General features: G+C 62.8%; 13 protein-coding genes. 4 read left to right on the top strand and 9 right to left on the bottom strand.

Annotated features, from left to right (window positions below):
- Positions 1-2 precede the first annotated feature (2 nt).
- Positions 3-2,006 (bottom strand): pseudouridine synthase, encoded by a 2,004-nt coding sequence (locus ACM561_RS15110; protein ID WP_425906066.1) that lies wholly within the window; start codon positions 2,004-2,006, stop codon positions 3-5.
- A 76-nt stretch (positions 2,007-2,082) separates the two neighbouring features.
- On the opposite strand from ACM561_RS15110, the gene ACM561_RS15115 reads away from it, so the two are divergent.
- Complete coding sequence (locus tag ACM561_RS15115) at positions 2,083-2,529, top strand: nucleoside deaminase (RefSeq protein ID WP_425906068.1); 447 nt, start codon at positions 2,083-2,085, stop codon at positions 2,527-2,529.
- 13 nt (positions 2,530-2,542) lie between these two features.
- On the opposite strand, the gene purD is transcribed toward ACM561_RS15115, so the two are convergent.
- Positions 2,543-3,820 (bottom strand): phosphoribosylamine--glycine ligase, encoded by a 1,278-nt coding sequence (gene purD, locus ACM561_RS15120; RefSeq protein WP_425906069.1) that lies wholly within the window; start codon positions 3,818-3,820, stop codon positions 2,543-2,545.
- A gap of 81 nt (positions 3,821-3,901) precedes the next feature.
- Between purD and xseA the strand changes: the two genes are divergently transcribed.
- Together xseA and ACM561_RS15130 are read left to right on the top strand one after the other, a co-directional pair.
- The gene (xseA, locus tag ACM561_RS15125; RefSeq protein ID WP_425906070.1) at positions 3,902-5,524 is read left to right on the top strand and encodes an exodeoxyribonuclease VII large subunit; all 1,623 of its coding nucleotides are present in this window, start codon (positions 3,902-3,904) and stop codon (positions 5,522-5,524) included.
- A gap of 141 nt (positions 5,525-5,665) precedes the next feature.
- Positions 5,666-5,893 (top strand): DUF2093 domain-containing protein, encoded by a 228-nt coding sequence (locus ACM561_RS15130; RefSeq protein ID WP_079447577.1) that lies wholly within the window; start codon positions 5,666-5,668, stop codon positions 5,891-5,893.
- Positions 5,894-5,993: 100 nt separating this feature from the next.
- Here ACM561_RS15130 and lpxK read toward each other — a convergent pair whose 3' ends face one another.
- From lpxK to ACM561_RS15160, 6 genes are all read right to left on the bottom strand, one after another.
- Positions 5,994-7,001 carry a tetraacyldisaccharide 4'-kinase gene (lpxK, locus tag ACM561_RS15135; RefSeq protein ID WP_425906072.1) on the bottom strand — a complete coding sequence of 336 codons (1,008 nt, stop codon included), beginning with the start codon at positions 6,999-7,001 and terminating at the stop codon, positions 5,994-5,996.
- Entirely contained in the window at positions 6,994-8,322 is a 1,329-nt protein-coding gene (locus ACM561_RS15140; protein ID WP_425906074.1) for a 3-deoxy-D-manno-octulosonic acid transferase, read from the bottom strand. Before ACM561_RS15140 ends, lpxK begins: the two co-directional genes overlap by 8 nt.
- A gap of 131 nt (positions 8,323-8,453) precedes the next feature.
- Complete coding sequence (locus ACM561_RS15145; protein ID WP_425906076.1) at positions 8,454-9,188, bottom strand: lysophospholipid acyltransferase family protein; 735 nt, start codon at positions 9,186-9,188, stop codon at positions 8,454-8,456.
- The gene (locus ACM561_RS15150) at positions 9,185-9,436 is read right to left on the bottom strand and encodes a DUF4170 domain-containing protein (RefSeq protein WP_079447581.1); all 252 of its coding nucleotides are present in this window, start codon (positions 9,434-9,436) and stop codon (positions 9,185-9,187) included. Before ACM561_RS15150 ends, ACM561_RS15145 begins: the two co-directional genes overlap by 4 nt.
- A 61-nt stretch (positions 9,437-9,497) precedes the next feature.
- A complete protein-coding gene (locus tag ACM561_RS15155) occupies positions 9,498-10,328 on the bottom strand; it encodes a 3'(2'),5'-bisphosphate nucleotidase CysQ (RefSeq protein WP_425906078.1) in 831 nt (276 codons plus the stop codon).
- Positions 10,329-10,448: 120 nt separating this feature from the next.
- Positions 10,449-11,837, bottom strand: a complete 1,389-nt coding sequence (locus tag ACM561_RS15160; protein WP_425906080.1) for a TldD/PmbA family protein — start codon at positions 11,835-11,837, stop codon at positions 10,449-10,451.
- A gap of 283 nt (positions 11,838-12,120) precedes the next feature.
- Between ACM561_RS15160 and ACM561_RS15165 the strand changes: the two genes are divergently transcribed.
- Positions 12,121-12,642: a DUF6101 family protein gene (locus ACM561_RS15165; protein WP_425906081.1), complete on the top strand. Its 522-nt coding sequence runs from the start codon at positions 12,121-12,123 to the stop codon at positions 12,640-12,642.
- An 80-nt stretch (positions 12,643-12,722) separates the two neighbouring features.
- Here ACM561_RS15165 and ubiA read toward each other — a convergent pair whose 3' ends face one another.
- Positions 12,723-13,646, bottom strand: coding sequence for a 4-hydroxybenzoate octaprenyltransferase (gene ubiA, locus ACM561_RS15170; protein WP_425906083.1), 924 nt, complete (start codon positions 13,644-13,646; stop codon positions 12,723-12,725).
- Positions 13,647-13,652 lie beyond the last annotated feature (6 nt).

Below are 13,652 nucleotides of genomic sequence, written 5' to 3' on the forward strand. Positions count from 1 at the left end.
CGTCAATCCCGTGGCGTCAGATCGCGCTTGCCGTGATAGCCACGCTTCGGCCGACGTGGCGGACCGTAGCCATTGGCCTCAGCTTCGTTGCGCGCCCGCGCCTCATCGCTGCCGGTCCGCTGCACCACGACGCTGCGGCCCTTGCGGTCCTCGATCAGCGAACGCTTGGCTCTGGCCTTGTTGTCCTTCTTGGAGCGCAACGGCGTGCCGTCACGGCCGAGCTTTGGGGTCTCGGATTCGGCGGCCGCGCCCGCGAAATTCGCGTTGGCGAGCGCGGCAATCTTCTCACCAAGCTGTTCACGCAGCACGCGGGTCTTGACCTCCTCGACCTCACCTTCCGCGATCTCGGCAAGCTGGAACGGCCCGTAGGAGATGCGGATCAGCCGGTTCACTTCAAGCCCGAGATGCGCCATCACGTTGCGCACTTCACGATTCTTGCCCTCGCGGATCGCAAAGGTCAGCCACACATTCGCACCCTGATCGCGCTCCAGCGTGGCGTCGATCGAACCATATTTGACGCCGTCGACCTCGACGCCGTTTTTCAACTGATCGAGCTGCGCCTGCGTCACCTCACCATGGGCGCGAACGCGATAGCGCCGCAGCCAGCCGGTGTCGGGAAGTTCCAGCGCACGTGCCAGGCCGCCGTCGTTTGTCAGCAGCAGCAGTCCTTCGGTGTTGAAATCGAGCCGGCCAACACTGATCAGACGCGGTAAACCTTCGGGCAGGTTGTCGAATACGGTCGGCCGACCTTCGGGATCGGCGTGGGTCGTCATCAGGCCACGCGGCTTGTGATACAGGAACAGCCGCGTGCGCTCGCGCTCCGGCAACGGCTGGCCATCGACCGTGATGACGTCGCGCGAGGTCACATCAAGCGCTGGCGAATTGATGACGCGGCCGTTGACGGCAACGCGCCCTTGCGTGACCCATTCCTCGGCGTCGCGGCGCGAGGCGAGGCCCACGCGTGAGATCACCTTGGCGATGCGTTCGCCGGTCTTCTTCGGCTTCGGCTCGGTCCGTGTACCCCGCCGCTCGTCGTCAGGCTTGCGTTCGCGATAGGCGCCGCGTCCTCCGAATGCCGGACGTTTTGCGAAAACCTTGCTGTCGTCCTCATTGTCACGACGCGAACGATCGTCGCGATCATTGCGACGGGGACGATCCTCGCTATCGTCGCGGCGTGGCCGCTCCTGCCAGGCATTGCGGGCACCACGAGGACGGTCGCCGTCGGGACGATCCTGCCGCGGGCGATCGAAGCGAGGACGATCATCGGAGCGACGATCATAACGCGGACGGTCGCCTTGCGGACGATCAAACTTGCGAGGACCGCGATCGGCACCCGCAGCGCGCTCAGGGCGATCCTCGCGTGGTTTCGAAAACCGTGGACGCCCTGCGCCGCCGCGATCATCGCGCGGGCCAGCATCGCGCTTCTGCCACGGCTTTTCGTCACCCCTATCGCGACCCTCACGGTCACCAAACTCTTTGCGCGGTCCATGCGAGCCGCGGTCGGGTGTCCCGCGTGAAAACTTCTTGCCGCCGAACGGGCGATCTCCGCGCGGCGTATACGGACGTTTCTCCCCGCCACCCTCGCGCGGCGGACGCGCGCTATAAGGCCGATCACCTTGCGGTCGCGCACGCTGCGGACGGTCGCCGTCTTTCCGAAAACCCTCGCCGCGTGGGGTGTAGGGACGCTTCGCGCCGCCGTCGTCGCGATTGAACCGAGGCCGCGCGGTCTCACCATCCTCACGCTTGCCCGCGTAGGGTTTGCCCGCACCCGCATACGGCTTCCTGGCATAGGGCTTCTTGCCAGAAGGCTTCGCGCCATCGGATTTACCGGCATAAGGCCGCTTGTCACCATCGCCTCTGTCGGACTTGCCAGCCAAACCGCGCTTGGCGAGCTTCTTTTCCGGACCTCGCGCGACGCCGGATCGGCTCTTGGGTTTGTTGCCGCCGGAGGGCCGTTCACGCCGGCCGCGCGGGCGCGCATTGTCTTTATCATTATCGCGGGGCATGAATGATCTCGCTACGGGCACAAGGTCCGACTGAGTGAGAGCGCCTCTTAACAGGGTTCGCGGCGGGATACGAGGCATGACCGCACCATCTTTCATGGACATGGCGCTCGGAGCCGCCGAAAAGGCGGGCAAAGCAGGGGAAGTGCCGATCGGCTGCGTGATCGTGCGGGGAAATGAGGTCATTGCATCAGCAGGAAACCGCACCCTGATTGATCGCGACCCCACCGCCCATGCCGAAGTTCTGGCCCTCCGGGCCGCCGCGCACATTCTCGGCAGCGAACGACTGACGGACTGCGATCTCTATGTAACGCTGGAACCCTGCACGATGTGCGCGGCTGCGATCTCATTCGCGCGGATTCGGCGGCTCTACTACGGCGCAGGAGACCCCAAAGGCGGCGCGGTGGAGTCCGGTGTCCGATTCTTTGCCGCGCCGACCTGCCATCATCGGCCGGAGGTGTATCCGTCCGTCGGCGAAAACCAGGCTGCGACGCTGTTGCGGGATTTCTTTAAGGCGCGGCGGTAAAGATTCGCATCTATCAGCCCCTCTCCCGCGCCACCGCCCGAAGGCCGATGTCACGGCGGCAGAAACCCTCAGGCCATTTGATGCGATCGACCGCCTCATAAGCGTGGGCTTGCGCCTCCGCCACGGTCTTGCCTGACGCGCAGACGTTCAGGACGCGACCGCCACCCGCGAGAATGCGTCCGCCCTCCTCCTTGGTTCCCGCATGAAAAATCTCCACGCCCTCAACCTTGGCGGCATCGTCGAGTCCCTCAATGCGCGTTCCCTTCGCGTAATTGCCGGGATAACCCTTCGCCGCCATCACCACCGTCAATGCCGGATCGGGAAACCAGCGCAGATCGAAATGCTTCAACTGTCCGTCACAGACCGCGAATAGCGCCGGCACGATGTCCGACATCATCCGCAGCATCAGCACCTGGCATTCCGGATCGCCGAAACGGACGTTGTACTCGATCAGTTTCGGTCCCTGTTCCGTGATCATCAGGCCGGCAAACAGCACGCCCTTGAACGGCGCGCCTTTTTCCCGCATGGCGCGCAATGTTGGAACAATGATCTCATCCATGGTGCGGCGGCACATCTCGGTGGTCATTACGGGCGCCGGCGAATAAGCGCCCATCCCGCCGGTGTTCGGCCCTTGGTCGCCATCGAACGCACGCTTGTGGTCCTGCGCCGTCGCCAGCGCTAGCGCGTGTTCGCCGTCGCACAGCGCGAAGAACGAAGCCTCCTCACCACGCAGGAACTCCTCGACCACAATCTGGGTGCCGGCGGCGCCGAAACCGCCCTCGAACATCATGTCCACCGCCGCAAGCGCCTCGTCCAACGTCGTCGCAACCACGACACCCTTGCCGGCTGCAAGCCCGTCGGCCTTGATGACGACCGGTGCGCCCGTCGCGTGGATATAGTTCTTCGCCGCCGCCGCATCGTTGAAGCGCCCATAGGCCGCTGTCGGAATGCCGTTGGCGTTGCAGATATCCTTGGTGAAGCCCTTCGAGCTTTCGAGCTGTGCGGCGGCTTTGCAGGGACCGAACGCCTTGATGCCCGCAGTCGCGAGATCGTCGACAATACCTGCGGCGAGCGGCGCTTCCGGACCGACCACCACCAGATCAACCTTGTTGGTTTTGCAGAACGCGATCACCGCGGCATGGTCCGCGATATCGAGCACCACGCATTCGGCCTCGCGCGCGATCCCGGCATTCCCCGGCGCGCACCAGAGTTTCGTCAGCAGCGGCGAACCGGCGATTTTCCAGGCCAGCGCATGTTCGCGGCCGCCGGAACCAAGCAGAAGAATGTTCATGAACGACCGCCGATCCAGCCTTTCGTGTGGTTTCGAAGCGGTTTAGCATGGTAATGCGGACGAGCAACAGAAGTGAGCCTGATGCCCGCAAACCCAGCACAGCTTTTGGCGAACTCGCCGGAATATACCGTCTCCGAGTTGTCCTCGGCGCTGAAACGCACCGTGGAGGACACCTACGGCCATGTGCGGGTTCGCGGTGAGATATCCGGCTTTCGCGGGCCGCACGCTTCGGGCCATTGCTATTTCGCGCTGAAGGACGAAAGCGCCAAGATCGAGGCGGTGATCTGGAAAGGTGTCCACGGCCGAATGCGGTTCAAGCCGCAGGAGGGTCTAGAAGTCATCGCCACCGGCAAGCTGACCACCTATCCGGGCTCGTCGAAATACCAGATCGTGATCGAGGCGATCGAGCCTGCCGGAATCGGCGCGCTGATGGCGCTAATGGAGGAGCGCAAGAAGAAGCTCGCGGCGGAAGGACTATTCGATGAAGCCCGCAAGCAGCTGCTTCCCTGGCTGCCTGAGGTTATTGGCGTGGTGACCTCGCCAACCGGCGCAGTGATCCGCGACATCCTGCATCGACTGGAGGATCGTTTTCCTCGCCGCGTGCTGGTATGGCCGGTGCGGGTGCAGGGTGAAGGCTCGGCAGAACAGATTGCCGCCGCCATCGACGGATTCAATGCGCTGCCAGAAGGCGGACACACTCCGCGCCCCGATCTCCTGATCGTCGCGCGCGGCGGCGGCTCGCTCGAAGACCTCTGGTCGTTCAACGAGGAAATCGTGGTCCGCGCCGCAGCAGGCAGCATGATCCCGCTGATCTCGGCGGTGGGTCACGAGACCGACGTGACGCTGATCGACTTCGCCGCCGATCAGCGGGCACCGACGCCGACTGCGGCCGCTGAAATGGCAGTGCCGGTCCGGTCCGATCTGGTGGTCGAAGTCTCCAGCCTCGCGGCCCGCGCCCTCGTCGCGTGGAAACGAGGTCACGACGACCGGCGCACCGAATTGCGCTCCGCCGCCCGCGCGCTACCAAGGGCGAGCGAGCTGCTCGCCATTCCCCGCCAGAAGGTTGACAGCGCCGCGGCAGCGCTACCGCGCGCCTTGCGCGCAAGCACGCACGTGCATCATCGCCGCTTCACACGGATTTCCGGCGGACTCACGCTGGGCGTGCTGCGCTCACAGGTCGCCCACGCAAAACAATCCGTTGCCGCAACCGGCGCGAGGCTCTCACACTGCACGCAGGTCGGGCTGCGTCACCGCCGCGACCGCTTTGCGGGACTGGCCGTTCGGCTCAGGGCGTCGAGATTCGCCAACGCCCAAGCGCAGCGCGATCGGATCACGCGCGACGACGAGCGCACCCGGCGGCTTTTCGAGCGCGCGCGACGGGCGCTCGTCACCTTGCTACAGCGGCATGAGACGCGCATGACGCATTCGGCCAAGTTGCTGGCGGCGGTCTCCTATCGGGGCGTGCTCGCGCGGGGTTTCGCACTGGTTCGCGACGACGCCGGACGCGCCCTGCGGTCCGCAGCGGCGGTCGGTTCCGGCGCACGACTCACGCTGGAATTCGCTGACGGACAGGTGAACGCAACCTCCGACGCCGATCGAACCGCAGCGACATCATCCAGTCCAGGGTCGAGCCCCAAGAGCCAGCCCAGACCGGCATCCAGCAGGCGCGCAACCAAGCCTGCCGATCAAGGAAATCTTTTTTAAAAGGATCATTCGCCAAATTGAAGCGTGAGCGCCGACAGCAGGCTGGTGTATGTTGCCGCATGGTCCAATATGCTACTGATGGGACCGAACTCCGAAAGGCAGCCGGATAGCAATGAATTATTGTGATCCTGGAGAGAAGCAGTGCTGAATAAATTTGGCCAATCCAGTCAGAGCGAAGCGCGTGTGCAGTATCTCGATGGCGATTTCCGGGTGATTTCGCCGGGAACCTACGTCCGTTGCGCTGTCACCGACGCTCGCATTCCACTCGACGAGCTGAAATACTGGAGCGTCGACTTGCAGGAAGCCTACGCTCTCCCGAGCGCAGTCTTGCAGCGCCATTACCCGGGCGCATTCAAGACCTCCTCATAACTCTAGAACCCGCTTCTGATGGAATCAGAAGCGGTCTCTATGATTTGCGTTCGACGCGTTTTCTTCACGCGAACCGGTATCCACTTCGCTCGAAAACGCTCTATCGCCGCGCACGGTTGAGCCTGTCGGTCAGGAACGACCGAAACAACGGCTCATCGTCAAAGGCAAGCCTGACTGCGAAGGGCACGACGATCCGCGCGAACGCAGCGAGATTTTCATTATTGCGCAGCCGCGCCAGATCTTTTTCCGTCGTCACCAACGTTAAACCATCCTGCTCGCCAGCGGCTTGTAGCTCGGCCACGTCGCGTTGCGAAAACGGATGATGGTCCGCGAATGCGCGCTCTGCCACCACATCGACGTCGCAGTCCCGCAGACTGCGGAAGAACCGCGAGGGATCGCCGATTCCAGCAAAGGCTAGGACACGTCTGCCGCAAAGGGCCGCAATCGAAACGTCATCCGGAACAACCCGTGCCCGAAATACAGGTCCTCCCCGCGCCTTCACACGTGCTGCAACGTCGTCCGCGGCAGCACCAATGCCGACGATCACCAGCGCATCGGTACGGGCCAGTTGGGGCGGCAGCGGCGCCCGCAGCGGTCCGGACGGAAAAACCTGGCCGTTACCGAGGCCGCGATCGCCATCGATCACGATCAGCGAGATATCCTTCGCGAGCGCCGGGTTCTGAAAGCCATCGTCCATCAAGATCACGCTGGCCGCCAACGCGCGGGCCGGCGCGACGCCCGCCCTCCGTTGCCGTGACACGATCACAGGGATCGTCCGTGCCATCATCAACGGCTCATCGCCGACATCGGCAGCCGCATGCCGGTGCGGATCGACGCGCACTGGGCCCTGCAGCCGTCCACCATAGCCACGGCTGAGCACTACCGGCGTTTCACCGATCGAGCGGAGAATGCCAGTCAACGCCATCACGGTCGGCGTCTTGCCCGCGCCGCCGACATGATAGTTTCCGACACAGACCACCGGCACCCCCGCGCGCAGACCCGTCCGTGTCAGCCGTCGCGCCGCGATCGCGCCGTAAAGCGCGCCGACGGGCATAAGCAACCGCGAAAGCAACGATGATTGCCTGTGCCAAAAGGCCGGCTCACGCATCGGCCGCCCGTCGTTCAAATTGCAACTGCAGAAGATATGGCTCGAGCGCAGTCAGCGTGCGATCCAGCGCCCCGCCGAGCCTTTCCACCACCTGAGCCGCAGCAGCCGCCGCGGTATCGCGGGCAGCGGAATCGTTGAGAAGGTAGCCAAACTGCTTCGTCAGCGCATCGCCGTCGTCAACCCGCCATGCGCCACCCGCGCGGTCGAGCGCGTAATAAACATCTGGGAAGTTGAAGACGTGCGGCCCATGCACAATGGATGCATTGAGCTTGACTGCCTCAATCGGATTCTGCCCGCCATGCGGCACCAGCGACCCGCCCATAAAAACGATTGGCGCCAGCCGGTAGAACAATCCCAATTCGCCGATGGTATCGGCGATATAGATGTCCGTTCTCGCCGTAGGCAATTGCTCCAGCGAGCGCCGCGTCCCTTGCGCACCGGACGCGACGACCATTCGGGCGATGGCCTCGCCCCGATCCGGGTGGCGTGGAACGATCACCGTCAGCAGCGATGGAAAATGATTGGCCAAGTTTCGATGCGCGTTGAGCAGCATCTCTTCCTCGCCCGGATGGGTCGAAGCCGCCACCACCACCGGACGGCCGCGGGTGACGAACAGCAGTCGTTCCAGCTTGGCCTCGTCGGCCGGCGGTGCCTGTACGTCGAGCTTGAGATTGCCGGTGATGACGACGTTGCGCCCCCCGAGTGTTGTGAAGCGCTCCGCGTCGATTTCGGACTGGACCAAGCAGATATCGAACCGACTCAACAGCGCCGCGATCGTTCGGGACGCCCGCCGCCAGCGCGGGAACGAGCGTCGCGACATGCGCCCGTTGATCAGCACAATCGGTATATGGCGCCTCGCACCAGCCAGAATCAGATTGGGCCACAAGTCCGATTCGATAAAGAGCGCAAGGCCGGGTTGCCAGTGATTGAGAAAACGCTCCACGAAGCGGGGCGAGTCGTAGGGGATATACTGGTGAATGATATCCGGCGGGAACCGCTTCGCGGCGACGGCCGCCGACGTGACCGTGCCCGACGTAACCAAAATGCTCATTCCGAGCGCGCGCAGCCGCTCAATCAACGCCGCTGCCGCCAGCACTTCGCCAACGCTGGCCCCGTGGATCCAGACCAGCGGGCCAGCGGGGCGGGGCTGTCGGGCGATGCCACGACGCTCATTGATGCGCGCCGGGTCTTCCTTGCCCTGTTTCAAACGCCGCTTCAGAAGAATGGGCGTCAGCGGCCCGGCAGCGGCGGACAGTCTGCGATAGAAGCGCAGCGTCGCCGGCATCGGGCTGGTACCAGCTTTCCGAAGTTCGTGAGACATCACAACACCCCCTTAACGAACCTCGGAAAGCAAAGGGTACCAGCAACTTTATGATTCTAGTACCGCTTTCGATTCGAAATTCCCGAAGATGAACCCGCTGCAAGAGGTACTGGAATTTCAAATCTGCGGTACTAGGCATGACCCGCCTCGTATTCGGGACCAGCCTCGAGTTCGGGCCGGCCGACTTTCGTGTAAGCGCTTCGCGTCGCATCGTTCAATGTCGCCTCCAGCCGCGCCCTCAGCATCTCCATCATCTGCGCATCGGCGTCGGCAGGAACCGAGATCGGCTCCCCGCCAACTAGAACGCCGTGTCCGAACGGCAGGTTAATCGTCGTGCGATCCCAGTTATTCAGGCGGATGAAGCGGCTCGTCGCCATTGCAAATGGCATGATAGTCCGCCCCGATTCACGCGCCAGCATGATGATGCCCAGACCGGCGATCCGCGAGCGCTTCGGCACATCGGCGGTCAGGGCCATGTTGTAGCCCTCCTCGAGTGCACGGACCATTTCCTTGAAGGCGCCGACGCCACCCTTGCGATTGAATGCGGAGCCGTGGTCGCCGGAGCCGCGAATGGTCTCAATCCCCAGCCTCTCCGCGGCGAGCGCGTTAAACTCGCCGTCGCGGTGGCGCGAGATCAGAACTTTGCCGCGATGCTCCGCCCGCTTGATGAACGGCGTCATGAAATGCTGTCCATGCCAGAACGCGAGGATCACCGGCATCTGCGGCTCGACTATGTCGTAAACATCCTCGGGATCATAGCTGAACCTGTTGGTTCGCCAAACCAGCCATAAAAAGCCCGCGGCCAGAAGGCCTGCGAACTGCTGAAACCCGCGGGAGCGCAGCAAATTGCGAAGCAGTTTTCTCAATGGGCGGGCTTCGTATCTTGACCAGGATCGAGCAACCGATGGAGGTGCACGATAAAATACCGCATGTGGGCGTTATCAACCGTCTGCTGCGCTTTCGCCTTCCAGACGGCATGGGCCGATGCGTAGTTCGGATAAAGGCCGACGATCTCGACCTCGTCGAGGTCCTTGAAGGTCGTATGCGCGAGATCGGTCAGCTCGCCTCCGATCACGAGATGGAGCAACTGCTGGGGCGGACTGTCTGGCTGCATTGCCCGTTGTCCTACTATGTCGCCGGCCGTCAGGCAAATACCATCAAAGTCAGCAGCCAACCTATGCCAGAGAACGCCCCCGTACATGCGCGAGAATGCGCGCGTGGCGAGAATGGCCGGCCGCGACCAACACGCCGTGCGTCACCTCGGCACGATTATAGAGGATCGGCTCGCCCCCGAGCGAGGTCATTTTACCATTCGCCTCATGCACGATCAAATCGGCCGCGGCGAGATCCCAATCGTGGCTCTGGCCGCCGGCAAACGCCGCGTCGATTCTGCCGTTCGCCACGCGGCATAGTCGTAACGCCAGCGAACTGATCCTCGGACAAAGGGCGGCATCGTTCGGCCGCAGGTCCAGTTTTTCCAGAAGCGGCTTCGGCCCTGCGATTCTTGAAAAATCCAGATCGTCGCCGTGGGTCGCCCGGACCGGAAGACCGTTGCAGGTCGTGCCCTGCCCGCGCTCGGCAAGAAAAAACTCGTCCGTAGCCGGCGCGAACACAGCCGCGAGCAGCGGCGAGACATTCTCCACCAGCGCGACGCTGACGCACCATTCGTCATGGCCGGCGAGATAGCCGCGAGTGCCGTCGATCGGATCGACGATCCACACCCTCCTCTTGCCGAGCCGCAAGAGATCGTCGGCGCTTTCCTCGGACAACCAGCCGTAATCCGGAAGCGCGCGCAGCTTGCTGGCAATGAGGTCATTAACCGCGATGTCCGCTTCCGAAACCGGGGACGACACTCCCTTGGTCCAGGTTCGCAGCTGGGTGCGGCGCATCGCAAGCGCCAGCAATCCCGCCTCGCGCACCGTCTCGATCAGTAAGGCGCGGTCCCGCGCTAAAAGGTCTGCGCGGCCGTCGGAGCTAGTGGAGTGGATTTGACACTCGCTACTCACCTGAAGCGCAATCTCCCGATACGAACGTCAAATTCAGAATCCCGCTTGAACTGGTTCTCTGACTCCAACATTCGCAAGAACGCTCGCTGAAACGCGATGCGAATGTTCAGAATCGGACCCCTAGAGCCCACCAACAGTCAACCCTTCGATGCGGACGGTCGGTGCGTTGGTGCCGTAACGAAACACGAGATCATTGGCAGGTGTCAGCGATTTGAACATCTCGATCAGATGCCCGGCAATGGTGATCTCACTGACTGGATAAGTGATCTCGCCGTTCTCTATCCAGAATCCGGAAGCGCCGCGACTATAGTCGCCGGTCACGCCGTTGACGCCGGAGCCGATCAGGTCGGTAACGTAGAAACCCTGTTCGACGTCCGCGATCAATTCGCGCGGCGTCAGTTCTCCCGCCTCAAGATGCAGGTTATACGATCCCGGCGATGGCGACGATGAGACGCCACGGTGGGCGTGACCGGTCGTGGTTAGTCCAAGCTCTCGCGCGGTCGCTGAATCCAATAGCCATGACGTCAGAACGCCGTCGTCGATCACCGCGAGCTTCTTGGTCGCGACCCCTTCGGCGTCGAAGGATTGCGAGCGCAAACCACGCATCCGCAATGGATCGTCGACGATCCGGATTCCTTTCGCGAACAACTGCTGGCCAAGCCGATCTTTCAGGAAACTGGTCTTGCGCGCGATCGCCGCACCATTGGCAGCGCCCACGACGTGGCCGACCAGCGAGCCCGCGACGCGAGGATCGAACACCACCGGCACCTTGCAGGTCGCAACCTTGCGCGGATTGGCGCGCGCTACCGCGCGTTCGCCCGCGCTGCGGCCGATGCTGGCCGGAGACATGAGATCAGATCCATGAAGCGCGGAACTGAAATCGTAATCGCGTTCCATACCGGTGCCGTCGCCGACGATCGCCATCATCGAGATGCCCTGGCTCGAACGCAGATAGCTTCCGTGGAAACCGGTGCTCGTCACCAATACCATGCCGCTGATACCGGTGGACGCCGACGCGCCGCCGGATTTGGTCACGCCCTTGACCGCAAGACCTGCCGCCTCAGCTTCGACCGCTCTGCGCTCGAGTTCCGCCGTCGACGGCATCACACGATCCAGCAGATCGAGATCGGGGAAATTTTGTGCCAGCAATGACGGGTCGGCAAGTCCGACATACCGATCCTCGGGCGCGACGCGCGCCATCGCGACCGCGCGTTCGGCGAGCTTCGCAACATTGTCGCCACCAACATCGTTGGTCGAGACGGTGGCCTGCCGCCTACCAACCAGCACACGCAGTCCAACGTCATCGCCCTCCGACCGCTCCGATTCCTCGACGCGGCCGTCGCGAACCTCGACACCTTGTGAGACGCCCCGCACGGCAACCGCATCCGCATCATCAGCGCCTGCGCGCTTCGCCGCCTCGACCAGCCGCCCGGCGAGTTCACTGAGGGCGGATTGATCGAACAGTTCGGATACGACGGATTCCGTCGATGAATTTGGTGAAGATATCACAAATAAAATCTCGGGTCTTCGACAAGACCGGCGCGCAAGCGGGTCCGTCATGAGATGTGCTTATTCTACGCGGACTTCAAGCATTCAATGAAGCGGGTATTAAGATTATCCGCACCCCGGCAAGAACCCGTCAAGCATGTCGGCCAACGGTCTGTCAATCATGTGTGCGAATGGTAGGCGGGCTATTTTCGATTAACCAGCCTTTTTAAGCAAATCCGGACCGCGCTCTGGCAAGCTCTCGCCCATCGACCGGAAACATAATTCCGGCGGGGAGAGTAAAGCCGTGAGGCGTCAAACAGCAACAGGCGGGATCAATCCCGCTGGGTCGAGCCGTAGCCTGCGGCTCGACCCTCTTTCACTGCCTGTCAGCTTCGCCGCGCGCGACAGCCGAGCCGACGGCGGCATCCGGCAGATCGAACTTCATCGCGAGTGCGTGACGCTGCACCGCGCGGTGCGCGGCATGAAAATGACAATCAGCGTACGCGTCAGCGAATTCATCGGCGTCACCGTGCGCGAGACTGCCGACGGCCGAGCGCTCGTGCTGCTTCACCGAGATCCGTCGCTTGTCATTCCCCTTCTTGTGACCGAGGACGCCGATGAGCGTGCCGTAGCGTGGCAAACCTGGAGCGAGATCCTCGCGCTTCCTCAGCTGGCCGACGACAGGCGCGATCCTGCACCACGTCGACGACGAAGCAATACCATCAGCAGGCGACGCCCGACCTTCCTGATGCGGCGGCGCGGCGGTGATCTGCTCAACCCCGCAGCAATCTATCGGGGCGAACGCGAGATCATCGCGCGACACTAAACGTTCGAGAAAGCATCCTCGGCTATTCGTTCTATTCGTTCATTGCAGGGCGTTAGAACCGCTTCGGGATCATGTCCCGGCTATAGCCACGCGCTGGCCAGCAACCCTGCAAACAACAACAGTCCTGCATCGCGGTTGGACTTGAAAATCCACAGGCAGAGCCGGGAGTCGCCAATCTCGATCCGGGCGATCTGCCAAGCGAGATGCGCGGCAAAGGCCGCAAGGCCGATCCATGCCGGCCAGTGCGCGCCCCCAAGATGCATGGCAACGCCGATCAGAACAACGGCCAGCCCGTAGAAGATCGCCAGCGCTAAGCGCGTGCGCTCACCAAACAGCAGTGCGGTGGACTTGATGCCTATGAACGCGTCGTCGTCTGCGTCCTGATGTGCATAGATCGTGTCATAGCCGATCACCCATGCGATCGTCCCCGCATACAGCGCCAGCGCGGCCGCATCGATGCGGCCCAGCACCACGGCGAATCCCATCAGTGCGCCCCAGGAGAACGCGAGGCCGAGTACGACCTGCGGCCAATAGGTAATGCGCTTCATGAAAGGATAGGCCGCAACAATGAGGAGCGAGGCAATTCCCGTTGCAATGGCAAAGTGGTTGAACTGCAGCAGCACCACCAGCCCGACCAGCGCCTGCACAACGAGAAACACGAGCGCCTGTGTCACCGTAACCTGTCCCGCCGGAATAGGGCGCGACTGCGTACGCTCCACGCGCGCATCGAGATCGCGGTCAGTGATATCGTTCCAGGTGCAGCCAGCGCCGCGCATCGCAAACGCGCCGATGAAAAACAGCGCGATCGTGAGAGGAAGCTGGCTCACGTCACGGGCGAGGTGCGAAGCCAGCGCCGTCGACCATAGGCACGGCATCAACAGCAGCCACGACCCGATCGGACGGTCCAGCCGCGACAGCCTGAGATAGGGGCGCGCCCACAGCGGCGCGTGGCTATCGACCCAATTGCCGACCGAGTCCGCGACACGCGCAGCCGCATCGCTCATCAAAAT

This window comes from Nitrobacter sp. TKz-YC02 (genome assembly GCF_049852135.1).
GTDB lineage: Bacteria > Pseudomonadota > Alphaproteobacteria > Rhizobiales > Xanthobacteraceae > Nitrobacter > Nitrobacter vulgaris.

What these genes read in the sequence shown, in the direction of transcription:
- ubiA (WP_425906083.1), bottom strand. Translation starts at nt 13,646, where the DNA reads ATGAGCGATGCGGCTGCGCGTGTCGCGGACTCGGTCGGCAATTGGGTC.
- ACM561_RS15115 (WP_425906068.1), top strand. Translation starts at nt 2,083, where the DNA reads ATGACCGCACCATCTTTCATGGACATGGCGCTCGGAGCCGCCGAAAAG.
- ACM561_RS15140 (WP_425906074.1), bottom strand. Translation starts at nt 8,322, where the DNA reads ATGTCTCACGAACTTCGGAAAGCTGGTACCAGCCCGATGCCGGCGACG.
- ACM561_RS15110 (WP_425906066.1), bottom strand. Translation starts at nt 2,006, where the DNA reads ATGCCCCGCGATAATGATAAAGACAATGCGCGCCCGCGCGGCCGGCGT.
- lpxK (WP_425906072.1), bottom strand. Translation starts at nt 7,001, where the DNA reads ATGCGTGAGCCGGCCTTTTGGCACAGGCAATCATCGTTGCTTTCGCGG.
- xseA (WP_425906070.1), top strand. Translation starts at nt 3,902, where the DNA reads ATGCCCGCAAACCCAGCACAGCTTTTGGCGAACTCGCCGGAATATACC.
- ACM561_RS15150 (WP_079447581.1), bottom strand. Translation starts at nt 9,436, where the DNA reads ATGCAGCCAGACAGTCCGCCCCAGCAGTTGCTCCATCTCGTGATCGGA.
- purD (WP_425906069.1), bottom strand. Translation starts at nt 3,820, where the DNA reads ATGAACATTCTTCTGCTTGGTTCCGGCGGCCGCGAACATGCGCTGGCC.